This is a genomic window from Burkholderia pyrrocinia (genome assembly GCF_003330765.1).
Taxonomy (GTDB): Bacteria; Pseudomonadota; Gammaproteobacteria; order Burkholderiales; family Burkholderiaceae; genus Burkholderia; species Burkholderia pyrrocinia_B.
In genome coordinates, this window is sequence record NZ_CP024902.1 from 228,007 (window position 1) to 254,797 (window position 26,791).

A 26,791-nucleotide genomic window follows, 5' to 3' on the forward strand; every position below is an offset into this window, starting at 1 on the left:
GCGGGAGAGCGATCTTGAGAATTCCTCGTACATTCAAGCGCTGGCTCGGCGTGCTGGGCCTCGCGGCCGCGACGGCCGTGCTCGTGACGGCATGCGGCGGCGGCGACGGCGGCGGCGGCAACTCCGGCAACAGCGGCGGCAGCGGAAGCGGCGGCAACGGTTCGGGCGTGTCGGACGGCAATACCGCGAACACGGCCGTCATCACGGTCGGCACCGGCGTCGCGAACGTGATCAACATCCCGACCGTCAGCGTGAAGGTCTGCGCACCGGGCACGTCGAACTGCCAGGTGGTCGGCAACGTGCTCGTCGATACCGCGTCCTACGGGCTGCGGCTGGTCGGCAGCGCCGTGTCGGGCGTGCTCAACAACCTGCCGCAGGTGACGAGCGGCGGCGCGCCGGTCGCCGAGTGCGGCAAGTTCGTGTCGAGCTACACGTGGGGTTCGGTGCGCACGGTCGACCTGTCGATCGGCACCGAGCAGGCGACCTCGCTGCCCGTACAGATCATCGGCGACCTCGGCACGACGAGCGTGCCGACCTCGTGCACGAACGGCGGCGCGTCGGCCAACTCGGCGGGCGCGCTCGGCGCGAACGGGATCCTCGGCATCGGGCCGGCGCCCGTCGACTGCGGCACGACCTGCGCGACGTCGACATCGTCGTCGAGCAACAACTACTACGCGTGCCCGAACGGCAATGCGAGCTGTGCGGTCGCGCTCGTGCCGGTGGCGCAGCAGGTGGCCAACCCGGTTCATCATTTCGCCGACAGCAGCGGGGTGAGCGTGCAGATGCCGACCATCTCGGATAACGGACAGGCGAGCGCGACCGGGCTGCTGACGTTCGGTCTGCCCGATCTGAGCACGAAGACCGTGATGACCTCGACCACGACGGGCGACGTCAGCGCGTCGTTCCTCGGCAGCACGGTGACCGCCTTCTTCGATACAGGTTCGAACGCGTATTTCTTCAACGATTCGTCGCAGACGCCCTGCTCGAGGAATGCGCAGTTCTACTGCCCGGCGGCCACGAAGACCTACACGGCGACGCTGACCGGCCAGAACAGCGCGTCGGGCACCGTGTCGATGCCCGTCGCGAACGCGGATTCGTTGTTCGCGAACGCGTCGACGTTCGCGTTCAACGACATCGCGGGCCCGTTCGGCTCGGCCGGATGGCTCGACATCGGCATGCCGCACTTCTACGGCAAGACGATCTACTTCGGGATGGACAAGCGGTCGAGCGGCGGCGCGGCGCCTTTCGTCGCGTTCTGACGCGGCACGGCCGCACGCAGGAAAAAGGGGGCGAGCGATCGCCCCCTTTTTTTTATCCGAAGGCCGCGCGCGCACTACGGACCGGATCGCCGCCGCGTGCGGGCGCAGCGTCTACGATGTAAGACCCCGGCACCGGTGCCGGCACGACATCGAGGAGACAGCGCCATGAGCCCGCGCATTCAACGCATCACGCCATTCCTGTGGTTCGACCGCGACGCCGAGGCGGCCGCCGGTTTCTACGTATCGGTGTTCGACAACGCGCGCATTGTGCACGTCGCGCGCTACGGCAAGGCCGGCGCGCACGCATCCGGAAACGCGGAGGGCGCGGTGATGACCGTCGCGTTCGAGCTCGACGGGCAGGCGTTTGTCGCGCTGAACGGCGGCCCGGTGTTCCAGATCACGCCGGCCGTGTCGTTCGTCGTCAACTGCCGCGACCAGGACGAAATCGACCACTACTGGGCGCGCCTGTCCGAAGGCGGCGACGAACGCGCGCAGCAGTGCGGCTGGCTGCGCGACCGCTTCGGCGTGTCGTGGCAGGTCGTGCCCGCGCAGATGTCCGAACTGATGACGGGCGATCCGGCGCGCGCCGAGCGCGTGATGGCGCAGGTGATGACGATGAAGAAGCTCGATCTCGGCGCGCTGCAGCGGGCGGCGGCCGGCTAGGCCGGCGGCCGGTTGCCGCGCCCGGCGCCTGCGCACCGGGTGGCAGGGCCTGCGTGCCCGCGCAGCCGGCGGGCCAGCACGCAGGCGAGCGACAGCAACGGAACGAGCGGATGGCGGAACACGGCGCGATTCGCTCGGGATCGGGAATGGCGAAGGGCCACGCGACTTGCGCGCTTGCGTATTGCCGGCCGGCCGGTTAATCGAATGCCGCGTATTCGCGCCGATTATCGATCGTGCCCGGTTTCATTCGGTTGTAATCAAATGCTGGATTATCGGAGGCTGTAGTTTCTGTCAGGTCTTCAAGATTATTAAAATGACGCGACATGCAAGCCTGCGGCACCGCATTGCGCTATGGCAGCCGTTCCCGCGCCGGTGCGACGGGGCGCACGCCCGGCCGGCATGCGAAAAGAGATGGAGCCTGTCGAAATTCAAACCTATAATGCCGGCGTTGTTTCCGGGGTCGTCGATATAAAACAGGAGGGTAATAAGATGAATTTTTCCGAGGCAGTTCGTTCCGTACTCAATCAATACGCGAAATTCGAAGGCCGTGCGCGCCGTGCTGAATACTGGTATTTCGCGCTGCTGAGCGGCATCCTTTCGGTCGTCGGCCAGGTGATCGGCGCGATGGGCCGCGACGCGGGCGTGATCACGCTGTTGCTGCTGGGCGTGATCTTCCTGATTTCGCTGGCGCTGATCATTCCCGGCATCGCGGTCAGCGTCCGCCGCCTGCACGATACGGGCCGCTCGGGCTGGTTCCTGCTGATCGGGCTCATTCCGATCGTCGGCGGCATCCTGCTGCTCGTGTGGATGTGCTCGCGAGGCACCGAAGGCCCGAACCGCTTCGGCACGGATCCGGTCCCGGCGGTCTGACCGACGCCTGCCCCGACGCGCGACACCGGCGCGCCGGGGCCTGATTTTCCCGCTGTTCCCGCCTTCCCGTTTCACCCCGTTCCCCCGTTTCACGCCATTACCGTCCCGCCCGGGACCGACGCTTCGCCATTCCGCTGACCGGCACGTTTTTCCGCCGCGTCGCGCGCCGTTCCGCCCCCGATCCAGCCCCGTTCGCGCAGGCTCGCCCGATTCCCCGAAATACCCCCCTTTCCCGGCTTTGCTCGACCGATCGGCGTTTGACGCGTCCATGAATAATCGGTGTCACTGGAAAGCGGCATTCCGCCGTACCCGACTGGAGGCCCCGTGGCAGACGAGAGCGATCTCGACAAGACCGAAGCCGCCACTCCGAGACGCCGCGAGAAGGCGCGCGAGGAGGGGCAGGTCGCGCGTTCGCGCGAACTGGCTTCGTTCGCGCTGCTCGCGGCCGGGTTCTACGGCGCATGGCTGCTCACGGGCCCGTCGGGCGCGCATCTGGAGGCGATGCTGCGCGGTGCGTTCACGTTCGATCGCGCGACGGCGTTCGACACGAACCGGATGCTGTCGGCGGCCGGCAGCGCGAGCCTCGAAGGCTTCGCCGCGCTGCTGCCGATCCTCGTGCTCACCGGCCTCGCCGCGCTGCTCGCGCCGATGGCGCTTGGCGGCTGGCTGATCTCGCAGAAGACCTTCGAACTGAAGTTCGACCGCCTGAACCCGATCTCGGGCCTCGGCCGGATCTTCTCGATCCAGGGGCCGATCCAGCTCGGGATGTCGCTCGCGAAGACGCTGGTCGTCGGCGGGATCGGCGGGATTGCGATCTGGCGCAGCAAGGACGAACTGCTCGGCCTCGCGACGCAGCCGCTTGGCGCGGCGCTTCCCGATGCGCTGCATCTGGTCGCCGTGTGTTGCGGCACGACGGTAGCCGGGATGCTGGTGGTCGCCGCGCTCGATGTGCCTTATCAAATCTGGCAGTACAACAAGAAGTTGCGCATGACGAAGGAAGAAGTGAAGCGCGAGCATCGCGAGAACGAAGGCGATCCGCACGTGAAGGGGCGGATCCGCCAGCAGCAGCGCGCGATCGCGCGCCGCCGGATGATGGCGGCCGTGCCGAAGGCCGACGTGGTCGTCACGAACCCGACGCACTTCGCCGTCGCGCTGCAATACACGGACGGCGAGATGCGTGCGCCGAAGGTCGTCGCGAAGGGCGTGAACCTCGTCGCCGCGCGCATCCGCGAACTCGCGGCCGAACACAACGTGCCGCTGCTCGAAGCGCCGCCGCTCGCGCGTGCGCTGTATCACAACGTCGAACTCGAGCGCGAGATTCCCGGCTCGCTGTACTCGGCCGTCGCCGAAGTGCTCGCGTGGGTCTACCAGTTGAAGCGCTTCCGTTCGGAAGGCGGCGCGTTCCCCGCGGTGCCGGTCGATCTCGACGTGCCGGCCGATCTCGACAAGGGCACGTCGGTGGCCGGCGAAGACGCGCGTGAGGAAGCCGAAGACGTGCTCGGCGCGCACGCCAGGGGAGGTGCAGCATGAGCACCCCGACCGGCCTGTTCGCGAAGCGCCCGAACCCGTTCGCGGGCACCAACCTGCGCGCGCTCGCGGGCCCCGTCCTCATCTGCATGATCCTGGGGATGATGATCCTGCCGCTGCCGCCGCTGCTGCTGGATCTGCTGTTCACGTTCAACATCGCGCTGTCGGTGATGGTGCTGCTCGTCAGCATGTACACGATGAAGCCGCTCGACTTCGCGGCGTTCCCGAGCGTGCTGCTGTTCTCGACGCTGCTGCGCCTGTCGCTGAACGTCGCGTCGACGCGCGTCGTGCTGCTCGAAGGCCACACGGGCCCGGACGCGGCCGGCCAGGTGATCGAGGCGTTCGGCCACTTCCTGGTCGGCGGCAACTTCGCGGTCGGCATCGTCGTGTTCGTGATCCTGATGATCATCAACTTCATGGTGATCACGAAGGGCGCGGGGCGGATCGCCGAAGTGTCCGCGCGCTTCACGCTCGACGCGATGCCCGGCAAGCAGATGGCGATCGACGCCGACCTGAACGCGGGCCTCGTCAACGAGGAACAGGCGAGAAAGCGCCGCCTGGCCGTGTCGCAGGAAGCCGAGTTCTACGGCTCGATGGACGGCGCGTCGAAGTTCGTGCGCGGCGACGCGATCGCCGGCCTGATCATCATGGCGATCAACGTGATCGGCGGGCTGATCGTCGGGATGGTCCAGCACGACATGAGCTTCGCGGCGGCCGGCACGAACTACACGCTGCTGACGATCGGCGACGGCCTCGTCGCGCAGATCCCGTCGCTCGTGATCTCGACCGCGGCCGGCGTGATCGTGTCGCGCGTCGCGACCGACGAGGACATCGGCACGCAGATCACCGGCCAGCTGTTCGCGAATCCGCGCGTGCTGACGATCACCGGCGCGATCATCGTGCTGATGGGGCTGATCCCCGGGATGCCGCACTTCGCGTTCCTCGCGCTCGGCAGCGGCCTGATCTGGCTGGCCCGTACGCAGACGAAGCGCGCGGCGGCCCGCAAGGCGGCCGGCGACGTGACCGACATCGCGCCGCCCGCCGTGCTGCCGTCCGACAGCCACGAGGCGACCTGGGACGATGTGCAGCTGATCGACCCGCTCGGCCTCGAGGTCGGCTACCGGCTGATCCCGCTCGTCGACAAGAACAGCGACGGCGAGCTGCTCAAGCGCATCAAGAGCATCCGCAAGAAATTCGCGCAGGAAATCGGCTTCCTGCCGCCGGTAATCCATATCCGCGACAACCTCGAACTGCGGCCGAACGCGTACCGGATCGCGCTGAAGGGCGTCGAGATCGGCGTCGGCGAAGTGTTCCCGGGCCAGTGGCTCGCGATCAACCCCGGCCAGGTCACGGCCGCGCTGCCGGGCGCCGTCACGCAGGATCCCGCGTTCGGGCTGCCGGCCGTGTGGATCGACGTCGCGATGCGCGAACAGGCGCAGGTGTACGGCTACACGGTGGTCGACGCAAGCACGGTCGTCGCGACGCACCTGAACCATCTCGTCGTCCAGCACGCGGCCGAGCTGCTCGGCCGCCAGGAAGTGCAGGCGCTCGTCGAGCGCACCGGCAAGGACGCGCCGTCGCTCGTCGAGGACCTCGTGCCGAAGACGATCTCGCTGACGACGCTGCAGAAGGTGCTGCAGAACCTGCTCGAGGAAGGCGTGCCGATCCGCGACATGCGCACGATCCTCGAGGCCGTGTCCGAACATGCGGGCCGCGGCGACGCGTTCGAGATCACGGCCGCGGTGCGGCTCTCGCTCGGCCGCGCGATCACGCAGCAGTGGTATCCGGGCGCGGGCGAGATGCAGGTGATGGGCCTCGACTCGAATCTCGAGCGCGTGCTGTCGCAGGCGCTCGCCACCGGCGCGAATCCGGGCCTCGAACCCGGCCTCGCGCACAACCTTCTGACCGGCACGCAGCAAGCGATGCTGCGTCAACAGAATCTCGGGCTGCCGCCCGTGCTGCTCGTTCAGCACGCGCTGCGCGCGATGCTCGCGCGTTTCCTGCGCCGCAGCCTGCCGCAATTGAAAGTGCTGTCGTATGCCGAAGTGCCGGACACACGCACGATCAAAGTCGTTAACGTCATCGGGGGTTCCGCTTGAACATTCGCAAATTCACCGGCGCAACGAGCCGCGACGCACTTCGTCTCGTGCGCGAGGCGCTCGGCGCCGACGCGGTCGTGCTGTCGAACCGCACGCTCGATGACGGCAGCGTCGAAATCGTCGCACTCGCCGATTCGGACCTGGCCGCGGTGACGCCGCCGGCCGCCGCGCGGCCGCGGATCGCCGCGCCGCGACTGCCGGAATCCGTGCCGGCCGCCGCGATGCCGGGCATCGTGTCGCGCCCGGGCGCCACGCTCGCGCGTCCGGTCGTCAATCCGTATGCGGCCGGTGAAGGCGGGCTGCCGGACGTGTTTTCGTCCGTGTTCGGCGCAAGCGCCGACGCGGAGGAGACGACGGCGCACCCTTCGACGATCGATGCGGATGTGCCGGCTGCAGGTTCGCCGTCGATCGCCGCGCCCGCAGCCGGTATGCCGGCCGCCGGTACGCCGGCCGGCGCATCCGAACCCGCGCCGTGGCTGGTCGAGCATGCGAAACGCCTGACGCAGCAGCGTGACGCGCTGATCGCGCGCGCGCAGGCGACGCCCGCGGCGCCGCAAGCGAGCGCGCCCGCGCCGCAGGGCGCCGCGAACGCGACGTCGCCCGACTGGGCACGCGACATCGTGCGCGACGCCGAACGCCGGATGCCGGCTGCCGCCACTCGCGCGCCGGACGCGAGCGCCGCGAATGCCGCGAAGGCGGCCGAGCGCACGCGCCTGTCCGCCGACGCGGCCGCCGCGGTGGCCGATGCGGTGAAGTCGCGCATCGAGCGGATCGTCAACGACACGGTGATGCACGAGCTCGGCGAACTGCGCGGGATGATGGAAGCGCAGTTCGACAACCTGATGTGGCACGACCGCCAGCGTCGCAGCGCCGTGCACGGCGCGCTGACGAAGCACCTGTTCGCGGCCGGCTTTTCCGCGCAGCTGGTGCGGATGCTCGTCGACAACCTGCCGTCCGGCGACGGCGCGCAGACCTTCGAACAGGCCGCCGAATGGGCGCAGTCGGTGCTCGCGGCGAACCTGCCGGTGCTCGACAGCGAGGACGCGCTGATGGAGCGCGGCGGCGTGTTCGCGCTGATGGGGCCGACGGGCGTCGGCAAGACCACCACCACCGCGAAGCTGGCCGCGCGCTGCGTGATGCGCTTCGGTGCGAGCAAGGTCGCGCTGCTGACCACCGACAGCTACCGGATCGGCGGCCACGAGCAACTGCGCATCTTCGGCAAGATCCTCGGCGTGCCGGTGCACGCGGTGAAGGATGCGGGCGATCTCGCGCTCGCGCTGTCCGAGCTGCGCAACAAGCACATCGTGCTGATCGACACGATCGGCATGAGCCAGCGCGACCGCGCGGTGTCCGACCAGATCGCGATGCTGCACGGTGCGAATACGCCGGTGCAGCGCCTGCTGCTGCTGAACGCGACGAGCCACGGCGACACGCTCAACGAAGTCGTGCAGGCGTACCGCAGCGCGGGCGAGCATCCGCACGCGGCATCCCCGGATCTGGCCGGCTGCATCCTCACGAAGCTCGACGAGGCGACCCACCTCGGCGGCGTGCTCGACACGGTAATCCGCTACAAGCTGCCGGTTCACTACGTGTCGACCGGCCAGAAGGTGCCGGAGAACCTGTATGTCGCGTCGACCAGATTCCTGCTGAAGAGCGCGTTCTGTGTGCCGCGCGATGGCTCGCCCTTCGTGCCGCAAGAAGACGACATGCCGACGCTGCTTTCCGCACTGACCGCACGTTCCACCGCCGAGCTGCACGAGGTGCGATTTGGATAAACGAATCATCGACCAGGCCGAAGGGCTGCGGCGCCTGCTGGCCGGGCGCGCGTCGCGCATCGTCGCGGTGACGGGCGGGCCGGCCGGTGTCGGCTGTACGTCCACCATCGTGAACCTGGCGGCGGCGCTCGCGTCGCTCGGCAAGGATGTGCTCGTCGTCGACGAGCGCGCCGACGTGCATTCGGCCAGCGCGACGCTCGCGGGCGCGTGGCTGCGCGACGGCGAGCGCACGCGGGTGGCGGCCGGGTTCGGCCTGTGCGCGGCCGCGCGGCTCGCGCACGCCGGCTACAGCGACGCGCAACTGAGCGACTTCATCGACGGCCCGGCCGACATTGTCCTCGTCGACGCGCAGCTCGGCGCCGACGGCTCGCTTTCGGCGCTCGCGCGCGAAGCGCACGACGTGCTGGTCGTCACGCGGGTCGCCGCGCAGGCGATCACCGAGGCATACGCGTGCATGAAGCGGCTGCATTTCGCGCACGCGTTCGCGCAGTTCCGCGTGCTGACCAATCACGTCGGCAGCCATGCGGACGCGAAGACCGCGTTCGACAACCTCGCGGGCGTCGCGAGCCGCTACCTGACCGTGTCGATCGCCGACGCGGGCTGCGTGAGCGCCGATCCGCTCGTCGAGCACGCGCGCGAACTGATGCATGCCGTGGTCGACGCGTTCCCATCGTCGGCCGCCGCGCGCGATTACCGGCAGATTGCCGCCGACCTGCTGTACTGGCCGATGCGCCCGCGTTCGGGTGCGGGCCGCGCCGTCCATGCGGGCGGCAAGCCGTCGTATGAGGCGGGCGCGGCACACGCCGCGTGAGCGCCACCGGAAGGAGAGAGCCATGATGTACAACGCTCAAGGAAAGATGTCCCAGGCCGACGTGCTCGCGCAATATGCGCCGCTTGTGCGTCGCCTCGGGCTGCAGCTCGTCGCGAAGATGCCGGCGAGCGTCGACCTCGACGACCTGATCCAGGCCGGCATGATCGGCCTGATGGACGCGGCCGGCCGCTACAAGGAAGACCAGGGCGCGCAGTTCGAGACCTACGCGACGCAGCGCATCCGCGGCGCGATGCTCGACGAGCTGCGCAGCAACGACTGGCTGCCGCGCAGCCTGCGCAAGACGTCGCGCGAGGTCGAGCACGCGGTGCACCGGGTCGAGCAGCATCTCGGCCGCTCGGCGAGCGAGACCGAGATCGCGCAGCACCTGAACATGCCGCTCGACGAATACCAGGGGATGCTGCAGGACCTGCACGGCAGCCAGCTCATCTACTACGAGGATTTCGACCGCGCGGCCGACGACGAGCCGTTCCTCGACCGCTATCGCGTCGATCACGCCGATCCGCTGTCGTCGCTGCTCGACGAGCACCTGCGCGAGGCGCTCGTCGAGGCGATCGAGCGGCTGCCGGAGCGCGAGAAGCTGCTGATGTCGCTGTACTACGAACGGGGTCTGAATCTGCGCGAGATCGGCGCGGTGCTCGAAGTGAGCGAATCGCGCGTGTGCCAGCTGCACAGCCAGGCCGTCGCGCGGCTGCGCGCGCGGTTGCGCGAACAAGCGTGGGTCGGCGCGGAAAACTGACCCGCAAACCCGACCCTTTCTCCCCGGGCCCGCGCGCCGGCGCCGCGCGGCCGCATCGCGGGCACGCATTTCCCGCGCCGATTTGCTACAATCCTTCCCGTTTTCCGAGGAGCGTTGCGACGGACCATCCTGCGTCCGCCAGGCTCGGAAGGCTTCACCAAGCGGCTGTGCGGCGAATATCCGCCGGCCCTGCTTTCTGAACGGCGCTCACGTCACCAATCTAGAACTTTTTTAGAAAGGAGGGCGTGATGAACGCCATTATCAATTCGAAAGCTTCCAACGATTACGTCGTCGCCGACATGGCGCTGGCCGGCTGGGGCCGCAAGGAACTGAACATCGCCGAGACCGAAATGCCGGGCCTCGTGCAGATTCGCGACGAATACAAGGCGCAGCAGCCGCTGAAGGGCGCGCGCATCGCCGGTTCGCTCCACATGACGATCCAGACGGGCGTGCTGATCGAGACGCTGAAGGCGCTCGGCGCGGATGTCCGCTGGGCATCGTGCAACATCTTCTCGACGCAGGACCACGCCGCCGCCGCGATCGTCGAAGCCGGCACGCCGGTGTTCGCGTTCAAGGGCGAATCGCTCGACGAATACTGGGAGTTCTCGCACCGCATCTTCGAATGGCCGAACGGCGAGTTCGCGAACATGATCCTGGACGACGGCGGCGACGCAACGCTGCTGCTGATCCTCGGTTCGAAGGCCGAGAAGGACCGTTCGGTGATCGCGAAGCCGACCAACGAGGAAGAAGTCGCGCTGTACAAGTCGATCGCGGCGCACCTCGACATCGACGCGACCTGGTACTCGACGCGCCTCGCGCACATCAAGGGCGTGACCGAAGAAACCACGACCGGCGTGCACCGCCTGTACCAGATGGAAAAGGACGGCCGCCTGCCGTTCCCGGCGTTCAACGTGAACGATTCGGTCACGAAGTCGAAGTTCGACAACCTGTACGGCTGCCGTGAATCGCTCGTCGACGGCATCAAGCGCGCGACCGACGTGATGATCGCGGGCAAGGTCGCGGTCGTCGCGGGCTACGGCGATGTGGGCAAGGGCTGCGCGCAGTCGCTGCGCGGCCTTGGAGCTACCGTGTGGGTCACCGAAATCGATCCGATCTGCGCGCTGCAGGCGGCGATGGAAGGCTACCGCGTCGTGACGATGGAATACGCGGCCGACAAGGCCGACATCTTCGTGACGGCCACCGGCAACTTCCACGTGATCGGCCACGATCACATGAAGGCGATGCGCCACAACGCGATCGTCTGCAACATCGGTCACTTCGACTCGGAAATCGACGTCGCGTCGACCCGCCAGTACGAGTGGGAAAACATCAAGCCGCAGGTCGACCACATCATCTTCCCGGACGGCAAGCGCGTGATCCTGCTGGCGGAAGGCCGCCTCGTGAACCTCGGCTGCGCGACCGGCCACCCGTCGTTCGTGATGTCGAACTCGTTCGCGAACCAGACGCTCGCGCAGATCGAGCTGTTCGTGCGCGGCAACGAGTACGAGAACAAGGTGTACGTGCTGCCGAAGCATCTCGATGAAAAGGTTGCGCGCCTGCACCTCGCGCGCATCGGCGCGAACCTGTCCGTGCTGTCGGACGAGCAGGCTTCGTACATCGGCGTGCAGAAGGACGGCCCGTTCAAGCCGAACCACTACCGCTACTGATGCGCCGCCGCCGCCCCGTGCGCACCGCGTCGCCGACGACGCGGCGCGCGCGGGGCGGCGGCCGCTGACCGTACCGAAGATCGACCACCGAACCGGAGCACCCCATGAGCCTCATCCTCACCTGGGTCATCAACGCGCTCGCGCTGCTGATCATCACGTACCTCGTGCCGTCGATCCACATCAAGAGCTTCGGCACCGCACTGATCGTCGCGGTCGTGCTCGGCCTGATCAACACGGTGATCCGCCCGGTGCTGATCCTGCTGACGCTGCCCGTCACGATCGTCACGCTCGGGGTGTTCATCCTCGTCGTGAACGCGCTGTGCTTCTGGTTCGCGTCGTCGCTGCTGAAGGGCTTCGAGGTGTCGGGGTTCTGGTCCGCGTTCTTCGGTTCGATCCTGTACAGCATCGTGTCGTGGCTGCTGTCCGCGCTGATCTTCGGCCAGCGCGACATCGGCTGAGGGCTGAACCCACCGAATCATGAAACCGATCGAACTCTCGTTTGAATTCTTCCCGCCGAAGACGGCGGAGGGCGTCGAAAAGCTGCGCGCGACCCGTGCGCAGCTGCTGCCGCTGAAGCCGAAATTCGTCTCCGTGACGTTCGGCGCAGGCGGCTCGACGCAGCAGGGCACGCTCGATACCGTGCTCGACATGCAGAAGGACGGCCTCGAGGCCGCGCCGCACCTGTCGTGCATCGGTTCGTCGCGCGACAGCCTGCGCGCGATCCTCGACCAGTACCGCTCGTACGGCATCCGTCACATCGTCGCGCTGCGCGGCGATCTGCCGTCGGGGATGGGTGCGGTCGGCGAGCTGCGCTATGCGTCCGAGCTCGTCAGCTTCATCCGCGCCGAGCATGGCGACTGGTTCCACATCGAGGTCGCCGGCTATCCGGAGTACCACCCGCAATCGCGCTCGCCGAAGGCCGATCTCGAGAATTTCGCGCGCAAGGTGAAAGCCGGCGCGAATTCCGCGATCACGCAGTACTTCTTCAATGCCGACGCGTATTTCCGCTTCGTCGACGATGCGCGCAAGCTGGGTGTGGACGTGCCGATCGTGCCGGGCATCATGCCGATCACGAACTTCTCGCAGCTGATGCGCTTCTCCGAGATGTGCGGCGCCGAAGTGCCGCGCTGGGTCGCGCGCCGGCTCGAGAGCTTCGGCGACGATCGCGACGCGATCCGCGCATTCGGCGCGGACGTCGTCACGGGGCTGTGCCAGCGCCTGATCGACGCGGGCGTGCCGGGGCTGCACTTCTATACGCTGAACACAGCGGCCGCGACGCGGACGATCTGCGAACGGCTCGCCGTGTAAGCGCCGCCACGCGATTGCATGCGCACAAGCCCCGCCGGTTTCGCCGGCGGGGCTTTTTTTCGATGGTTGCCGATGCCGATTGCGTCAGCGCTGCGCCTGCATCAGCGGCGGGCGGCGGTCGAACCACGGGCGCGCCTGTTCGAGCTGACGTGCGAGCTTCAGCAGCAACGCATCGTCGCCGTGGCGCGCGGCGAACTGCACGCCGATCGGCAGCCCGCGCGCGTTCCAGTAGAGCGGTACCGACATCGCCGGCTGGCCGGTCAGGTTGAACAGCTCGGTGCAGCCGGCCCACGCGAACGCCTTTTCCGACGCCTTCGCGAGCATTTCCTTCAGCAGCGGTTTCACCGGCAGCGTGGCTAGCAGCTTCATTTGCGCCGATTCGAACGGCGTCGGCTGCAATTCTCCGATCTTCACCGGCGGCCCCGCGAGCGACGCGCACAGGATGGCGTCGTAGCGCGACACGAGGCCGGCGACCTGCACGGTGAGCTGGCGCTGCCATTCGAGCACGTCCGGCAGGCGCGTGCGCGCGAGGCGCCGGCCGACCACGGCCATCGCCCACGTCGCGGCTTCGAATTCGCCGCGCCGCGGCGTGCGGCCGGTCAGCTCGCGCGCGCCGAGCACCATCTCCTCGGCGATCGTCGCCCACAGCGTGAGGAAGGTTTCGGCCGCGCGCGCGTAGTCGACGTGCAGCGTCGCCGGCTCGACATGGTGGCCGAGCGATTCGAGCAGCGCGGCCGCGTCGTCGAGCGCCGCGCGCGTGTCTTCCGCGAGCGCCGGCGCGAGCATCGGATCGACGACGAGGCCGATCCGCAGCGGGCCGGGCGGCGCGTCGAGCGCGCCGAGAAACGTGCCGGGCGCGCCGGGCGACAGCGTCTGGCCGGTCGTCACGTCGAGCAGCAGCGCGCTGTCGCGCACGCTGCGCGCGACCGCATGCTGGACGACCATGTCGCCGTTCGACGGCAGGTCGACGAGCATCGGATTGCGGCTCGGCTTCAGCCCGAACAGCCCGCAGCACGACGCCGGAATGCGGATCGAGCCGCCGCCGTCGGACGCATGCGCGAGCGGCACGATGCCGGCCGCGACGGCCGCCGCCGCGCCGCCGCTCGAGCCGCCCGGCGTATGGTCGAGATTCCACGGGTTGCGGCACGCGCCGAACAGCTCGGGCTCCGTGTACGGCATCTGCCCGATCTCCGACGTGTTGGTCTTGCCGAACACGTTGAGCCCCGCCGCCCGGCTTTTCGCGATCAGCGGCGAATCGTCGCCGGGCACGAAATAGCGGTAGTGCCGGCTGCCCATCGACAGCGGCAGCCCGGCGACCGCCGCGCCGAGATCCTTGACGAGATACGGAACGCCGGCGAACGGCGCGTCGGCGCCGCTATCGGGCGCGCCGGCCGCACGCTGGCGCGCGGCTTCGTAATCCTGCAGCACGATCGCGTTGATCGCGCCGTTGACTGCTTCGGCCTGTCCGATCGCGGCGTCGAGCAGTTCGCGCGGGCTCGCCTTGCGTTCGCGCACGAGCGCGGCAAGGCCGATCGCATCATGCGCGAGATAGTCCGAGTGCATCGCTGTCACCCCCGTTGTGACTCGTGGCGATGGTGGAAGAATAACGCGGGCCCGGCGCGATGGGCCCGCGGCCGGCCGTTTTTACAGGTGCTCGGCGAGGAACGTCAGCGTGCGGCCGTGCGCGAGCGCCGACGCGCGCTGGTTGTACGACGCGCGATCCGTGCAGTTGAAGCCGTGCTCGGCGCCCGGATACACGTGGAAGGACGCGTGGCCGTGGCCGGCGAACGCGGCCTTCACCTGGTCGACGGCCGCGAGCGGGATCCCGTGGTCGTTTTCCGCGTAGTGGAACAGGATCGGCTGCGTGACCTTGCCGGCGAGGTCGAGCGCGTTCTGGATGCCGCCGCCGTAATAGGCGACCGCCGCGTCGACCTTGCCGGTCGCGGCCGCGCGGTACGCGAGCTGGCCGCCGAAGCAGTAGCCGATCGCGGCGATCTTGCCGGCCACTTCGGCGCGCGCGCGCAATGCGTCGGCCGCCGCGCCGATGTCCGCGACCGCCAGACCCACGTCGGTCTTTTTCATCAGCTCGATGCCTTTGTCGCGATCCGCGCCTTCGTAGGTCAGCTCGACGCGCGGCTGCGTGCGCCAGAACACGTCCGGCGCGAGCGCGACGAAGCCGTCGGACGCGTACTGGTCGGCGACCGCGCGGATGTGCGAGTTCACGCCGAAGATCTCCTGGATGATGATGACGGCAGGGCCCTTGCCGCGCTTGGGCAGCGCGAGATAGCCACCGAAGCTGTCGTTACCGGTCGGGATATCGATCCATTGGGCAGTCACGTTTTGAACTCCTGGCGAACGGGGCGCACCGTGCGCACCCCGGGGTGAAAGAGGGCGGCCTAGTGTGCCACCAATCGGTTGGCGGTGCAGGGCACGCGCCCGCTTCTCGCGCAGCGATCGATTCGATCTCGATTATTCATTTTTCGACGGTGCGCCGCTTCGATAGAGTCGATGTGCCGGCCTTTACAAAGCGCTTTCGCGCATCGTCATCGAAGGATTCGCCATGTCTGCCCGTCTGTTTTCCACGCCCTTTTCCGAACGCTTCGGCCTGCGCCTGCCGCTCGTGCAAGCGCCGATGGTCGGCGCGACCACGGCCGCGATGGTCGCCGCCGCATCGAATGCCGGCGCGCTCGGCAGCCTCGGCGCCGGCGCGTTCGCGCCCGAGCGCCTCGCGGCCGAAGTCGAAGCCATCCGCGCGGCCACCGATCGCCCGTTCGCGGTCAACCTGTTCGTGCTGCCCGACGCCGCGCCTGACGCGGCGACCGTCGCGCGCGCACTGGCGGCAATCGACCCGCTGAACGCGGCGCTCGGGCTGCCGCCGGGCGTTGCGCCCGCGCGTTACGCGCCCGACTTCCGCGCGCAGTTCGACATGCTCGTGTCATTGCGCGTGCCGGTCGCGAGCTTCACGTTCGGCGTGCTCGACGCGGCCGACGTCGCGCGCCTGAAAGCCGCCGGCACCTACGTGATCGGCACCGCGACGCACGTGGCCGAAGGGCTCGCGTGGCAGGCGGCCGGTGCCGACGCGCTGTCCGCGCAGGGTGCCGAGGCGGGCGGCCATCGCGGCACGTTCATCGGTTCCGCCGAAGACGCGCTGATCGGCACGCTCACGCTCGTGCCGCAACTCGTCGACGCGACGGGCCTGCCCGTGCTCGCCGCGGGCGGCATCATGGACGGCCGCGGGATCGCGGCCGCGCTCGCGCTCGGTGCGCAGGGCGCCCAGCTCGGCACCGCATTCCTCACCTGTACGGAAAGCGCGATCGCGGCGGACTGGAAGGCGCGCCTCCTTGCCAGCGCCGATACGTCGACGCAGGTCACGCGCGCGATCACCGGCCGCCATGCGCGCGGGCTGCGCAACACGCTGATGGCGCGGCTCGGCGAACGCGTGGCCGACGCCGCGCCGTACCCGGTGCAGAACGCGCTGACGCAGCCGCTGCGCCAGGCCGCTGCACGCGCGAACGACGGCGACTACCTGTCGCTGTGGGCCGGGCAGGGCGCGCCGCTCGCGCGGCGGCGCGGCGATGCGCTGACGACGTCGCAGCTCGTTGCCGCGCTCGACGCCGAATGGCGCGCATCGACCGCCTGAGCCGTTCGTTTCAACGACCGCCTGAACGGCTCGTATCGGACGATGAAACGCGCGCGTTGTCACGCGCGTTTCATTCAATGATCCGGGGCACAAAATACCGAATCGAAATGACCCGGGAATGTTTTGAAACGACCTTTCGACAAGCTGCCGGAAATTAGCGGAAACCCTTATCCGGCATGGCTTGCAGCGATATTCGAGTAGTCATTCCAAAGTGTGTATATCGGTAGTGTTACCACTACCCCAAAAAAGTCCCACAAATTAATTTGATCACCTACACTTGCGCGCAAGTACGGACGGGTAGCTGCTAAAAGCGGCTGTTTTCACGTGCTTGAGGCCAAGTGCATGAACGATGCAACCGGCGAATCGTCCAGTGATTGCAAACACAGGGATGGCAGCGGGGCACCGGGCGATGGCGTTTATTGGGACCGAAACTGGAGACTCACATGAATATCAAGATGCAAAAGCTGTTGCCGATCACCGCTGCGGCGATGCTGTGCGTTGCAGCTGCAAGCAACGCGGCTGCCGATCAAGTCGTCAAGATCGGCCACGTCGCGCCCTTGACGGGCGGTATTGCACACCTGGGCAAGGACAACGAAAACGGTGCACGTCTCGCAGTCGAGGAGATCAACGCCAAGGGTCTCACGGTCGGCGGCCAGAAAATCACGCTGCAACTCGACGCGCAGGATGACGCGGCCGACCCGCGGCAGGCCACGCAGGTTGCGCAGAAGCTCGTCGACGACAAGGTCGTCGCGGTGGTCGGCCACCTGAACTCGGGCACGTCGATCCCGGCCTCGAAGATCTACAGCGATGCGGGCATCGTGCAGATCTCGCCGTCGGCGACCAACCCGGCCTATACGCAGCAGGGCTTCAAGACCACGTACCGCGTGGTGGCGACCGATGCGCAGCAGGGCCCGGCACTCGCGAACTACGCGCACTCGAAGGGCATCAAGAGCGTGGCGGTGGTCGACGATTCGACCGCATACGGCCAGGGTCTCGCGAACGAGTTCGAGAAGAAGGCGAAGGCGCTCGGCCTGAACGTGATGTCGCACGACGCGACCAACGACAAGGCGGTCGACTTCCGCGCGATTCTCACGAAGATCAAGGGCGAGAACCCGGACGCGATCATGTACGGCGGCATGGACGCCACGGGCGGCCCGTTCGCGAAGCAGGCGAAGCAGCTCGGCCTGCGCGCGAAGATCTTCGCGGGCGACGGCGTGTGCACGGAGAAGCTGGCCGACCTGGCTGGCGACGCGACCGACAACATCGTGTGCTCGGAAGCCGGTGCCTCGCTCGAGAAGATGCCGGGCGGCGGCGCGTTCAAGGCGAAGTACGAGAAGCGCTTCGGTCAGCCGATCCAGATCTACGCACCGTTCACGTATGACGCCGTGTACATCATCGTCGACGCGATGAAGCGCTCGAACTCGACGGATCCGGCGAAGATCCTCGCCGCGATGCCGGCGACGAACTACACGGGCGTGATCGGCAAGACGACCTTCGATTCGAAGGGCGACCTGCAGCACGGCGTGATTTCGCTGTACAACTACAAGGGCGGCAAGAAGTCGCTGCTCGACGAAGTGAAGATGTAACGCAAAAAGCGGTCAACAGAAGGGGCGAAAGCGCGCATGCGGCAACGCATGCGCGCTTTCTTTTTTGGCTGCGCCGTCAGATCTTCAGGTGTGCGAGCACTTTCGGCGCGATGGCCGCGACAAGCGCTGCGCACAGCGCGACGACCGACAGGCCGATCGTCAGGTTCGCGGCCTGCGCGACCGCGCCGATCACGACCGGACCGAACAGCAGTCCGAAATACGCGAGCCCCGCCACATGCGCGAGCCCTTCGGCCGCGTGGATGCCTTTCACGCGCGCGGCGGCCGCGAACAGCACGGGCATCATGTTCGCGAGGCCGAGGCCCATCAGCGTGAAGCCGGTCAGCACCGCGGCCGGATACGGCAGCAGCAGCGCGCCGATCATGCCCGCGCACGCGAGCGACGCGCTCGCGAACACGAGCTGCGGCGCGCCGAAGCGGGCGCGCACGGCGTCGCCCGCGAAGCGCGCGATGGCCATCCCGCCCGAGAACGCCGCGTACGCGGCGCTCGCGAGCGCCGGGCTCGCCGCGACGACGTCGCGCATGTAGACCGTCGCCCAGTCGTACATCGCGCCTTCGGCGATCAGCGCGACGAGCGCGATGCCGCCGAGCATCCACAACGCGGGCGAGCGCCAGCGATTGCTGCCGCCGTGCGCGTGTTCGTGGTGCGGCACATGCGGCAGCACGGCCGGGCTCGCGGCCACGAGCACCGCGGCGCTCGCCGCCGCCGCGAGCGCGAGATGCACGGCCGGCGCCATGCCAGCCGACAGCAGCGCGCCGCCGGCCGCCGCGCCCGACATCCCGCCGATGCTGAACATCCCGTGCAGCGACGACATGATCGGCTTGCCGAGCGCGATCTCGACCGCGCTGGCCTCGGCGTTCATCGCGACATCGAGCGTCGCCATCGAGAAGCCGAACAGCGCCAGCACCGCGAGCAGCATCCAGTAGTCGGGCACGACGAGGATCAGCGCCGCGCACGCGGACATCACCAGCCCGCCCGCGAGGCACGCGGTGCGCGAGCCGACGCGCGCGATCCAGCGCGCGATGGTCAGCATCGCGGCGATCGAGCCGCCGGCGACCGCGAACAGCGCGATCGACAGCATCCCGGGGCTCAGCGCGAACTTGTCGCGCACGGTCGGCACGTGCACGCCCCACGACGCGTACATCATGCCGGCGACGAAGAACAGCGCCATCGACGCCGTGCGCGCACGCTGGCGGGCCGGGAGCGACAGCACGCGATGCGCGTCGGGCGGCGCGGCGAACGGGGACGACGATTCAGCGGAGGAAGATTCGGACACGGGAAGGCTCGTCAAAAAATGCGCGGACGCACGCGGCGCCCGTCGGATTCGTCCGATTCTATCGAACCGCTTACGATCCTGCCGGGCAATGCCCGTTCGGCCGATGATCCGGCGATCGGGCCGCATCGCCGCCGCGCGACGATCGTCCGGTACCGCATCGGCCGTTCGACCGATACGCGGCGTGCGGCGCCCGCGGGTAACATCGAAGCGCACGCGGCGCGCCCGAAGCGCCGCCTTTCGACAGCAGGAGTCCTCTTGAACATCGATCCCGCCTTCGCCCTGCATCTGCTGCATCGCTGCGCGCTCGGCACGCTTGCCACCCACGCACGCGATCCGCAGGGCTTCCCGTATCCGACGGTCGTCCCGTTTGCACCCGATGCAAGCCATCGGCCCGTGATCCTCGTGAGCGGCCTCGCCGAGCACACGCGCAATCTTGCCGCCGATCCGCGCGCGGGCTTCCTCGTCGTCGACGCGCCCGACGGCGACGTGCTGAACGCCGAGCGCGCGACGCTGCTCGGCCGGTTCGTGCCGCTCGGCGACAATCCGCACGTCACCGCGCGCTACCGGCGCTACGAGCCGGACGCCGCGCGCTATCTCGCGCTTGGCGATTTCACGTTCTGGGCGCTCGATGTCGAGCGGCTGCGCTATATCGGCGGTTTCGGGCGCATGGGCTGGGTCGACGGCACGCAGCTCGATGCGCTGCCGCCGCTCGCCTTCGACGAGGAACAGGCGCTGTGGGACGCCTACGATGCCGGCGATGCGCGCCGCGACGGGCTTGAATTGCTCGGTGTCGATCGCCACGGCGCCGACTGGCGATGCGACGGCCGCCGCGTGCGCACGCCGTTCGATGCGCCGCCGGCCGATGCCGGCGCGCTGCGTGAACGGTTGATTGCGTGCGCGCGGGATGTGGCGTGACGTCGCGGGTGGCGGTTTGTCCGTTTAGCAAACCGCACCATCTGATTTTCGCAAAGCTGTCGTCCTATGAAAGCTTTGATTTTTTCGAATGCAGGGTAATTGCGTATGTTGATAGATCGAATACGAGATCGCTATTGTCCTAATCTCTGTGTAGCGGCGTAAAGATTTGAGAAAAGGCCGTGGCCGGTCAAAATGACATGCGCGAATTACAATTGGTCTCGGTATTTTCATGAATCTCGCTTCTATCAAATCTTTTCTGTGCTAATCTCTGCCTTCGAAAATCCGAGGCACAATATATTTCATGTATGGTGAGCTGGCTACAGACCGGCGCCATTAGTCAGATAGAAAGGGAAACTATGTCTTCTTACAAGGACCTGCTGGCCCAGCGGGAGAAGCTGGAGAAGCAAATCGAAGAAGCGAAGTCGCGTGAATACGCTGAAGTGCTGAATGACGTGAAGCAGAAAATTGCCGACTACGGCTTTTCGCTCGCCGAACTCGGTCTCAGCCGCGCGAAGGCAGGCAAGGTTGGCCGTCCGCGCGCAGGCGTGGCTGCGAAATACCGCGATCCGGAAACGGGCGCGACGTGGTCGGGCCGCGGCAAGCCGCCGCGCTGGATCGCCGGCAAGAACCGCGAACAGTTTGTGATTTAAACGTTTGTTTAAGTTGTCTGTTCTTCAAAAGAGCCGTGTGTCCGTTCAGGAGCGCGGCTTTTTTGTTTCCGGCGCCGGCAGGCGCATGAGAATTGTCACAAAAATGTAAGAATGCCGTGTGAATGAAAATGCGACACGTTCGCATAAGCGATTGATTTAAATAAGAAATTTGTGGGTATTGGACGGGTTCGCGGGGCGCGTTTGATAGAATTGCGTATCGCACACCGATATCTCATATTTCATGTCCACGTTTTCCGGCGACGCGCAGAGCGCAGATAAGCACGCGGTTGCGCGCAAGAGCACGCTCGTCAGTATTGTGCTGAATGTCGTGCTTGCGACTTTTCAGATCGTCGTCGGCACGATTGCGCATTCGCAGGCATTGATTGCTGACGGTGTGCATTCGATTTCCGATTTGATCTCGGATTTTGTCGTGCTGGTTGCGAATCGGCATAGCGGCGCATCGCCGGATGCCGACCACAATTACGGACACAGCCGCTATGAGACGGTTGCTTCGCTGTTTCTCGGCGCGATCCTGATTGCGGTCGGAATCGGCATGCTCTGGCGGGCCGGCGACCGGCTCGTTAATCTCGAAAACATCCCGGCCGTGCATTTTTCCGCGCTGCTCGTCGCGCTGACGGTGCTCGTGTCGAAAGAAGCGCTGTTTCGCTACATGCTGCGCGAGGCACGGCGCGTGCGCTCGGCGATGCTCGTCGCGAACGCATGGCATGCGCGGTCGGATGCCGCGTCGTCGCTCGTCGTCGCGATCGGCATCGTCGGCAGCCTGGCCGGTGTGCGGCTGCTCGACCCGATCGCGGCGGCGATCGTCGGCTTCATGGTCGCGCGCATGGGCTGGACGTTCGGCTATGACGCGCTGCAGGACCTTTCCGACCGCGCGCTCGGGACGGCCGACGCGGCCGAGATCCGCGCGCTGCTCGCGGCGACGCCCGGCGTGCGCGACGTGCACGATCTGCGCACGCGCAAGATGGGCGATGCCGCGCTCGTCGACGCGCACATCCTCGTCGATCCGAAGATCTCCGTCTCCGAAGGGCATTACATCGCCGAGACCGCGCGTGCGCGCGTGCTGTCCGACCCGCGCGTGCTCGATGCGCTGATCCATGTCGACCCGGAGAACGACGCGGCGCGCCGTCCGGCGCTCGCGCTGCCGCCGCGCGGCGAGATCGCGGCACGGCTCGAGGCCGCGCTCGCGCGGCGCGGGCTGCGCGCGGCGGAGATCAACCTGCATTACCTGAGTACGGGGCTCGAGATCGACGTGACGCTCGCCAGCGATCTGCGCGACACCGATGCGGCGCTGGCCGGCCGGCTCGATGTCGACGCGCTGAGGCACGAGTTCGGCGCGCGCCGGATCGGCTTCACGCGCGCGATGCCCGCGCAGGCGTGAGGTCCGCGCGTTACAGCGGCAGTTGCGTGTCGAACTTGATCTCGCGCAGCACGACGCTCGTGCGCACCTGCGATACGGCAGGGATCTTGAAGATGCGTTCGTGCAGGAACACGTCGTAGGCCTTGATGTCGGGCGCGACGATCTTGAGGATGTAATCGGCTTCGCCGGTCGTGCTGTAGCACTCGGTGACTTCCGGGCAGGTCGCGATCTCGCGCTCGAACTGCTCGACGCCGCCTTCGTTGTGGCGGGTCAGGTGCACGTGCGCGAGCGCGCAGACGTGCAGGCCGAGCTTCTCGCGATCGAGCAGCGCCGTGTAGCGCTGGATCACGCCCGACTGTTCCATGTCCTTGATGCGGCGCCAGCACGGCGTGCTCGACAGGCCGACCTGGTCGGAGATTTCCTGCACGGAACGGCGCGCGTCGAGCTGCAACAGGCGAAGGATTTTTTGCGAAAAGGAATCGAGCGTCACCTGCGCCTCCATGCGGCAGCTACAACATGCTGAATGTTAGAGGGCCGGGAAAGGAAAGGCAATCTGGCGTGGCGCTGTTGAGCGAGATTCGCTAATTTGCCCGAGGATCCGTGGGGATTTGTCCCGCCCCCGCGTTTTCCGACCGATCGGTGTCCGACACGGCGAGGCCCGCGAGCGCGGCCTGCTGCCGGCGCAGGTCGGCGAGCATGTTGCAGAACAGCGTACCTTGCTCGATCGCGTCGTCCAGCGCGACGTGCGTGTGCGGATGATCGTCGAACCAGTGCTTCGGAAAGCGCGGCTTGATCGCCTTGCGGTACGGCAGGCCCGTCATCGCGAACGCGAGCGTCTTGATGTCGAGCGCCGACCACGAGAACGGGCAGCGTCCCGTGAAGCGCATCATGTACCAGAACATGAACGTGAAGTCGAAGCCGGCCGGCATCGCGACGAACACGGGCTTGCCGGGCAGCGCCTCGACCCAGTCGACGTACGCGACCAGCGCCGCCTCGGGCGCCTGCAGGTCGCGCCGGCATGCGGCCCATGCGTCGGGCTCGGTCTTCCACCAGGCTTCCTGCACCGGGTGCGCCTGCGCGCCGGGCAGCGTCTCGAGGTTCGCCGAGAACGTCGCGATCAGTTGCTTGTCCTCGGTATAGGCGGCCGATGCGAAGCTCAGCATCGAGTGCGGGCCGGGAATCGGGCCGTCGGCCTCGACGTCGGTGCTGACGTAGATTTCGGGGATGGCGGTCTGGTTCATCCGAATACCCTGTCGGACACGAACGGGTTCGTGCGGCGCTCGTCGCCGAACGTCGAGACGGGGCCGTGGCCCGGCACGAACGTGACGTCGTCGCCGAGCGGCCACAGCTTCTCCTTGATCGAACGGACGAGATCCTCGTGATTGCCGCGCGGGAAATCGGTACGGCCGATCGAGCCCGCGAACAGCACGTCGCCGACGATCGCGACGCGATGCGCGCGGCTGAAGAACACGACGTGGCCGGGCGTGTGGCCCGGGCAGTGGTAGACCTCGAGCGTCTCGTCGCCGAACTGCACGGTGTCGCCGTCGTTCAGCCAGTGGTCGGGTTCGAAGGTTTCGGCGGCCGGAAAGCCGAAGCGCTCGCTCTGCATCGGCAGTTTCTCGATCCAGAAGCGTTCTTCTTCCTGCGGTCCCTCGATCGGCACGCCGTAGTGCGTCGCAAGCGTCTTCGCGCCCGCGCAGTGATCGATGTGCCCGTGCGTGAGCAGCACCTTCTCGACCTGCACGTTCTGCCGCGCGACTTCCTGTTCGATCCGGTCGAGATCGCCGCCCGGATCGACGACGGCGGCGCGGCCCGTCTTCTCGCAGACGAGCAGCGAGCAGTTCTGCTGGAACGGCGTGACCGGAATGAGCGTGACTTTCATGGAGGCACCGGCGGCTAAAAGGAGCGATTGTACCGGTCGCGCGTGCTGCCTGCCGCCCGCGCGACGCACGCTGCGACGCACCGGTGCGGGCATTCCCGGAGCATGTCGATTGTTACCGCCATAGTGAGAATCAATGGTCCGGACGGGCCGCTTTTCGAGATGGCCTTCGGGTTTATGTATAATGCGCCCCATTGAGCGTGAATTTCACGCAATTCGCTGGTGTTTCGGCCCCGTTAAATGCGGCGTCGGATTCACCGTCAAGCATCAGCCGCCGGGGAGTCCGGCGGTGTATCCAGCACCGAGCATTCGGTGCTCACGTCTTGTCCGGCCGGGTGCTGCGTGCGCCCGCCTGCGGCCCTGCTGCCGCGTCGCCGGATGAGGCCTGTGCCGCCGTTCCTGTGCGTTGGTCGTATCGACGCGCGCGAACGTGAAAGCCATGTTCGATGGCGGCATGTGGGGTCTGGTCAGGCTGCCGGGGACAGGTTGCGCCAGACGTGAAAACTAATCAGGACGGTTGCGGCCTAGACGAAAGCCGCGCCCATGCTAGCCGCCTGCTCGCATCCGAGCGGGGCGTGCGCGCATTTGCCGTCCGGGCCGCGTGTTTGCGTTGCGACGCAGCGTGATGAAGAGCGGCCCGAACCAGAAGGCGACACGTCGATGAATTTACGATTTCCGAGTCGATTCGGGACTATTGCATTGTTTTTTGCGTTGACGGGCTGCGCGGTGCCACCCAGCCAGACCACCGGAAGCGCGAACCAGAAGAACGCGGTCGACAAGACGGCCGCTGCCGCGAAGGCGGACAACGACAAGCAACTCAATTTCGATTCCGCGCTGGCCTCGATGCCGGCTGCGGACAACAAGGACACGAAGAAGTCGTCGCTGGCGGACGCCGAGCCGATCGACGGCAAGGATGTGTCCGACTTCCGCCAGACGGGCCGCGCATCGTGGTACGGGAAGGATTTCCACGGCCGCCGCACCGCGAACGGCGAACGCTTCAACATGAACGCGCTCACCGCCGCGCACCGCACGCTGCCGCTGTCGTCGTACATCAAGGTGACGAACGCGTCGTCCGGCAAGTGGGTCGTCGTGAAGGTCAACGATCGCGGGCCGTTCAAGCGCGGCCGCGTGCTCGACCTGTCGTATGCGGCCGCCAAGGTGATCGGCCTCGTGCACGCCGGTACGGGTCGCGTGAAGATCGAAGGGCTGTCGCCGCAGGAAGCGCGCGAGGCGCGCGACGAAATGTTCGCGTCGAACTCGGCGAAGTAACGCGGCGGATCGTCCGCTCATGCACAAAGGGCTGCCGGAAGGCAGCCCTTTGTCGTTTCTGCGCGGCGCTGCCGCGCGTCAGCCTTCCTTCAGCGCGAGCGCACGCGCATACAGCGTGTTGCGCGACGCGCCCGTCAGCGCGGCCGCGAGCTTGGCCGCGCTCTTCACCGGTACTTCCTCCAGCAGCAGCCTGAGCAGCGCGTCGTGCGCGGTGTCGTCGGTTTCGCCGCTGTTCGCCGGCGCGCCTTCGACGACCACCACGAACTCGCCGCGCTGCCGGTTCGGATCGCCGGCGAGCCAGGTCTGTCCTTCGGCCAGGGTGCCCTGGAACAGCTGCTCGTGTAGCTTGGTGAGCTCGCGCGCGATCAGCAGCCGGCGCGCGGGGCCGAACGCTTCGGCGAGCGCGGCGACGGTTTCGGCGATCCGGTGCGGCGCTTCGTAGAACACCAGCGCATACGGGTGCGACGCCAGCGCCTGCAGCGCGGTTGCGCGCTGCCTGGCCTTCGGCGGCAGGAAGCCCGCGAACGTGAATGCGCCGGCCCAGTCGCCGGCCACGCTCAGCGCGGTCACGGCCGCACTCGCGCCCGGCAGCGGGATCACCGCGAAGCCGGCGTCGCGCACCGCGTCGACGAGCCGCGCGCCGGGGTCCGAGATGCCGGGCGTGCCGGCGTCCGATACGTAGGCCACGCGTTCGCCGCCGCGCAGCAGTTCGATCACGCGCTGCGCGGCTTCGCGTTCGTTGTGCTCGTGCACGGCGACGAGCGGCTTCGAGATCCCGTAGCGGGCGAGCAACTGGCCGGTGTTGCGGGTGTCTTCGGCCGCAATGCGGTCGACGAGGCCGAGCACGTGCAGCGCGCGCAGAGTGATGTCGGCGGTATTGCCGATCGGCGTGGCGACCACATAGAGCGCGGCGTCCGGATAGTGCTGCGTATGCGCGAGTTCGAGGAGGGCAGTCATGGCAGGCAATGCACGCAATCGCGGCGCAAGCGGAACAAGGACGGCATTGTGCCACGCGGCGCCGGCCCGGCCGGGCGGCGAGCGCGGTTTGCCGCGCGCGGGCGACAACTTTTCCGGCGCGGCGCAATCCAAACCGGTCGGTGCGGCGTTCGAGCAGCGGGCGCGACAGTTTCTCGAACGCCGCGGCCTCGTGTTCGTCGCGGCGAACGTGACGATGCGCGGCGGCGAGCTCGACCTCGTGATGCGCGAGCCCGACGGCATGCTCGTGTTCGTCGAAGTGCGCGCGCGGCGCAGTGTCCGGCATGGCGGCGCGGCAGCGAGCGTCGGCTGGCGCAAGCGGCGGCGTCTGGTCGCGGCGGCGCTCCAGTTCTGGGCGCGGCACGATGCCGGTGCCGCGTGCCGTTTCGACGTCGTCGCGTTCGAGGCCGGGCGGCTCGTGTGGCTGCGCGACGCATTTCGTACCGACGACGCGTAGCCGCGAGCTGTG

At 67.4% G+C, this 26,791-nt stretch carries 25 protein-coding genes and 1 riboswitch; of the genes, 18 read left to right on the forward strand and 7 right to left on the reverse strand.

The features are described from left to right. Positions 1–14: 14 nt before the first annotated feature. From CUJ89_RS01030 to metF, 11 genes are all read left to right on the forward strand, one after another. Positions 15–1,259, forward strand: a complete 1,245-nt coding sequence (locus CUJ89_RS01030; protein WP_114175572.1) for a DUF3443 family protein — start codon at positions 15–17, stop codon at positions 1,257–1,259. A 165-nt stretch (positions 1,260–1,424) separates the two neighbouring features. Then, a complete protein-coding gene (locus tag CUJ89_RS01035) occupies positions 1,425–1,922 on the forward strand; it encodes a VOC family protein (protein WP_114175574.1) in 498 nt (165 codons plus the stop codon). Positions 1,923–2,411: 489 nt separating this feature from the next. Then, positions 2,412–2,792 carry a DUF805 domain-containing protein gene (locus CUJ89_RS01040; RefSeq protein WP_114175576.1) on the forward strand — a complete coding sequence of 127 codons (381 nt, stop codon included), beginning with the start codon at positions 2,412–2,414 and terminating at the stop codon, positions 2,790–2,792. Positions 2,793–3,116: 324 nt separating this feature from the next. Continuing rightward, on the forward strand, positions 3,117–4,322 hold the full coding sequence (gene flhB / locus CUJ89_RS01045; protein WP_114175578.1) for a flagellar biosynthesis protein FlhB: 1,206 nt from the start codon (positions 3,117–3,119) through the stop codon (positions 4,320–4,322). Continuing rightward, positions 4,319–6,418: a flagellar biosynthesis protein FlhA gene (flhA, locus tag CUJ89_RS01050; protein ID WP_114175580.1), complete on the forward strand. Its 2,100-nt coding sequence runs from the start codon at positions 4,319–4,321 to the stop codon at positions 6,416–6,418. The genes flhB and flhA overlap by 4 nt, the downstream gene beginning before the upstream one ends. Next, positions 6,415–8,193, forward strand: a complete 1,779-nt coding sequence (flhF, locus tag CUJ89_RS01055) for a flagellar biosynthesis protein FlhF (protein WP_114175582.1) — start codon at positions 6,415–6,417, stop codon at positions 8,191–8,193. Before flhA ends, flhF begins: the two co-directional genes overlap by 4 nt. Continuing rightward, positions 8,186–9,004: a MinD/ParA family protein gene (locus CUJ89_RS01060; RefSeq protein WP_114175584.1), complete on the forward strand. Its 819-nt coding sequence runs from the start codon at positions 8,186–8,188 to the stop codon at positions 9,002–9,004. Before flhF ends, CUJ89_RS01060 begins: the two co-directional genes overlap by 8 nt. Before the next feature lie 22 nt (positions 9,005–9,026). Next, on the forward strand, positions 9,027–9,761 hold the full coding sequence (locus CUJ89_RS01065; protein ID WP_114175586.1) for an RNA polymerase sigma factor FliA: 735 nt from the start codon (positions 9,027–9,029) through the stop codon (positions 9,759–9,761). A gap of 100 nt (positions 9,762–9,861) precedes the next feature. Next, a riboswitch (S-adenosyl-L-homocysteine riboswitch) is annotated at positions 9,862–9,977 on the forward strand. Between the two features lie 32 nt (positions 9,978–10,009). After that, positions 10,010–11,428 (forward strand): adenosylhomocysteinase, encoded by a 1,419-nt coding sequence (gene ahcY, locus CUJ89_RS01070; RefSeq protein WP_114175588.1) that lies wholly within the window; start codon positions 10,010–10,012, stop codon positions 11,426–11,428. A 104-nt stretch (positions 11,429–11,532) separates the two neighbouring features. Continuing rightward, on the forward strand, positions 11,533–11,886 hold the full coding sequence (locus CUJ89_RS01075) for a phage holin family protein (protein WP_114175590.1): 354 nt from the start codon (positions 11,533–11,535) through the stop codon (positions 11,884–11,886). A gap of 19 nt (positions 11,887–11,905) precedes the next feature. After that, positions 11,906–12,736, forward strand: a complete 831-nt coding sequence (gene metF, locus CUJ89_RS01080; RefSeq protein WP_114175592.1) for a methylenetetrahydrofolate reductase [NAD(P)H] — start codon at positions 11,906–11,908, stop codon at positions 12,734–12,736. Positions 12,737–12,820: 84 nt separating this feature from the next. Here the strand turns inward: metF and CUJ89_RS01085 are convergent, their stop codons facing one another. Together CUJ89_RS01085 and CUJ89_RS01090 are read right to left on the reverse strand one after the other, a co-directional pair. Further along, a complete protein-coding gene (locus CUJ89_RS01085; RefSeq protein WP_114175594.1) occupies positions 12,821–14,299 on the reverse strand; it encodes an amidase in 1,479 nt (492 codons plus the stop codon). A gap of 81 nt (positions 14,300–14,380) precedes the next feature. Beyond that, complete coding sequence (locus CUJ89_RS01090; protein WP_114175596.1) at positions 14,381–15,073, reverse strand: dienelactone hydrolase family protein; 693 nt, start codon at positions 15,071–15,073, stop codon at positions 14,381–14,383. Positions 15,074–15,296: 223 nt separating this feature from the next. Here CUJ89_RS01090 and CUJ89_RS01095 point away from each other — a divergent pair, with 223 nt between their 5' ends. Next, positions 15,297–16,376: an NAD(P)H-dependent flavin oxidoreductase gene (locus CUJ89_RS01095; RefSeq protein ID WP_114175598.1), complete on the forward strand. Its 1,080-nt coding sequence runs from the start codon at positions 15,297–15,299 to the stop codon at positions 16,374–16,376. Positions 16,377–16,819: 443 nt separating this feature from the next. Continuing rightward, the gene (locus CUJ89_RS01100; protein ID WP_114175600.1) at positions 16,820–17,962 is read left to right on the forward strand and encodes a branched-chain amino acid ABC transporter substrate-binding protein; all 1,143 of its coding nucleotides are present in this window, start codon (positions 16,820–16,822) and stop codon (positions 17,960–17,962) included. A gap of 76 nt (positions 17,963–18,038) precedes the next feature. Here CUJ89_RS01100 and CUJ89_RS01105 read toward each other — a convergent pair whose 3' ends face one another. After that, positions 18,039–19,256 carry an MFS transporter gene (locus tag CUJ89_RS01105; protein ID WP_114178446.1) on the reverse strand — a complete coding sequence of 406 codons (1,218 nt, stop codon included), beginning with the start codon at positions 19,254–19,256 and terminating at the stop codon, positions 18,039–18,041. Positions 19,257–19,511: 255 nt separating this feature from the next. Between CUJ89_RS01105 and CUJ89_RS01110 the strand changes: the two genes are divergently transcribed. The 3 genes from CUJ89_RS01110 (at position 19,512) to CUJ89_RS01120 (ending at position 22,220) form a co-directional block, all read left to right on the forward strand. Beyond that, entirely contained in the window at positions 19,512–20,171 is a 660-nt protein-coding gene (locus tag CUJ89_RS01110) for a HugZ family protein (RefSeq protein WP_114178447.1), read from the forward strand. A gap of 356 nt (positions 20,172–20,527) precedes the next feature. Continuing rightward, complete coding sequence (locus tag CUJ89_RS01115) at positions 20,528–20,821, forward strand: H-NS family nucleoid-associated regulatory protein (protein WP_114175602.1); 294 nt, start codon at positions 20,528–20,530, stop codon at positions 20,819–20,821. Positions 20,822–21,062: 241 nt separating this feature from the next. Further along, positions 21,063–22,220 carry a cation diffusion facilitator family transporter gene (locus CUJ89_RS01120; RefSeq protein ID WP_114175604.1) on the forward strand — a complete coding sequence of 386 codons (1,158 nt, stop codon included), beginning with the start codon at positions 21,063–21,065 and terminating at the stop codon, positions 22,218–22,220. 10 nt (positions 22,221–22,230) lie between these two features. Here CUJ89_RS01120 and CUJ89_RS01125 read toward each other — a convergent pair whose 3' ends face one another. From CUJ89_RS01125 to CUJ89_RS01135, 3 genes are all read right to left on the reverse strand, one after another. Continuing rightward, complete coding sequence (locus CUJ89_RS01125; RefSeq protein WP_006477376.1) at positions 22,231–22,701, reverse strand: Lrp/AsnC family transcriptional regulator; 471 nt, start codon at positions 22,699–22,701, stop codon at positions 22,231–22,233. A 79-nt stretch (positions 22,702–22,780) separates the two neighbouring features. After that, on the reverse strand, positions 22,781–23,440 hold the full coding sequence (locus CUJ89_RS01130) for an exonuclease (RefSeq protein WP_114175606.1): 660 nt from the start codon (positions 23,438–23,440) through the stop codon (positions 22,781–22,783). Then, complete coding sequence (locus CUJ89_RS01135) at positions 23,437–24,081, reverse strand: MBL fold metallo-hydrolase (RefSeq protein WP_114175608.1); 645 nt, start codon at positions 24,079–24,081, stop codon at positions 23,437–23,439. Before CUJ89_RS01135 ends, CUJ89_RS01130 begins: the two co-directional genes overlap by 4 nt. Positions 24,082–24,738: 657 nt before the next feature. Here CUJ89_RS01135 and CUJ89_RS01140 point away from each other — a divergent pair. Then, the gene (locus CUJ89_RS01140; protein ID WP_114175610.1) at positions 24,739–25,347 is read left to right on the forward strand and encodes a septal ring lytic transglycosylase RlpA family protein; all 609 of its coding nucleotides are present in this window, start codon (positions 24,739–24,741) and stop codon (positions 25,345–25,347) included. 78 nt (positions 25,348–25,425) lie between these two features. Here CUJ89_RS01140 and rsmI read toward each other — a convergent pair whose 3' ends face one another. Continuing rightward, positions 25,426–26,304, reverse strand: a complete 879-nt coding sequence (gene rsmI / locus CUJ89_RS01145; RefSeq protein ID WP_114175612.1) for a 16S rRNA (cytidine(1402)-2'-O)-methyltransferase — start codon at positions 26,302–26,304, stop codon at positions 25,426–25,428. Between the two features lie 46 nt (positions 26,305–26,350). On the opposite strand from rsmI, the gene CUJ89_RS01150 reads away from it, so the two are divergent. Then, positions 26,351–26,779: a YraN family protein gene (locus CUJ89_RS01150; protein WP_201752292.1), complete on the forward strand. Its 429-nt coding sequence runs from the start codon at positions 26,351–26,353 to the stop codon at positions 26,777–26,779. Positions 26,780–26,791: the final 12 nt, after the last annotated feature.

Coding starts and splice junctions, on each gene's coding strand:
- CUJ89_RS01035 (WP_114175574.1), top strand. CDS start 1,425: ATGAGCCCGCGCATTCAACGCATCACGCCATTCCTGTGGTTCGACCGC.
- CUJ89_RS01040 (WP_114175576.1), top strand. CDS start 2,412: ATGAATTTTTCCGAGGCAGTTCGTTCCGTACTCAATCAATACGCGAAA.
- flhA (WP_114175580.1), top strand. CDS start 4,319: ATGAGCACCCCGACCGGCCTGTTCGCGAAGCGCCCGAACCCGTTCGCG.
- CUJ89_RS01065 (WP_114175586.1), top strand. CDS start 9,027: ATGATGTACAACGCTCAAGGAAAGATGTCCCAGGCCGACGTGCTCGCG.
- ahcY (WP_114175588.1), top strand. CDS start 10,010: ATGAACGCCATTATCAATTCGAAAGCTTCCAACGATTACGTCGTCGCC.
- CUJ89_RS01075 (WP_114175590.1), top strand. CDS start 11,533: ATGAGCCTCATCCTCACCTGGGTCATCAACGCGCTCGCGCTGCTGATC.
- metF (WP_114175592.1), top strand. CDS start 11,906: ATGAAACCGATCGAACTCTCGTTTGAATTCTTCCCGCCGAAGACGGCG.
- CUJ89_RS01085 (WP_114175594.1), bottom strand. CDS start 14,299: ATGCACTCGGACTATCTCGCGCATGATGCGATCGGCCTTGCCGCGCTC.
- CUJ89_RS01095 (WP_114175598.1), top strand. CDS start 15,297: ATGTCTGCCCGTCTGTTTTCCACGCCCTTTTCCGAACGCTTCGGCCTG.
- CUJ89_RS01100 (WP_114175600.1), top strand. CDS start 16,820: ATGAATATCAAGATGCAAAAGCTGTTGCCGATCACCGCTGCGGCGATG.
- CUJ89_RS01115 (WP_114175602.1), top strand. CDS start 20,528: ATGTCTTCTTACAAGGACCTGCTGGCCCAGCGGGAGAAGCTGGAGAAG.
- CUJ89_RS01120 (WP_114175604.1), top strand. CDS start 21,063: ATGTCCACGTTTTCCGGCGACGCGCAGAGCGCAGATAAGCACGCGGTT.
- CUJ89_RS01125 (WP_006477376.1), bottom strand. CDS start 22,701: ATGGAGGCGCAGGTGACGCTCGATTCCTTTTCGCAAAAAATCCTTCGC.
- CUJ89_RS01130 (WP_114175606.1), bottom strand. CDS start 23,440: ATGAACCAGACCGCCATCCCCGAAATCTACGTCAGCACCGACGTCGAG.
- CUJ89_RS01135 (WP_114175608.1), bottom strand. CDS start 24,081: ATGAAAGTCACGCTCATTCCGGTCACGCCGTTCCAGCAGAACTGCTCG.
- CUJ89_RS01140 (WP_114175610.1), top strand. CDS start 24,739: ATGAATTTACGATTTCCGAGTCGATTCGGGACTATTGCATTGTTTTTT.
- rsmI (WP_114175612.1), bottom strand. CDS start 26,304: ATGACTGCCCTCCTCGAACTCGCGCATACGCAGCACTATCCGGACGCC.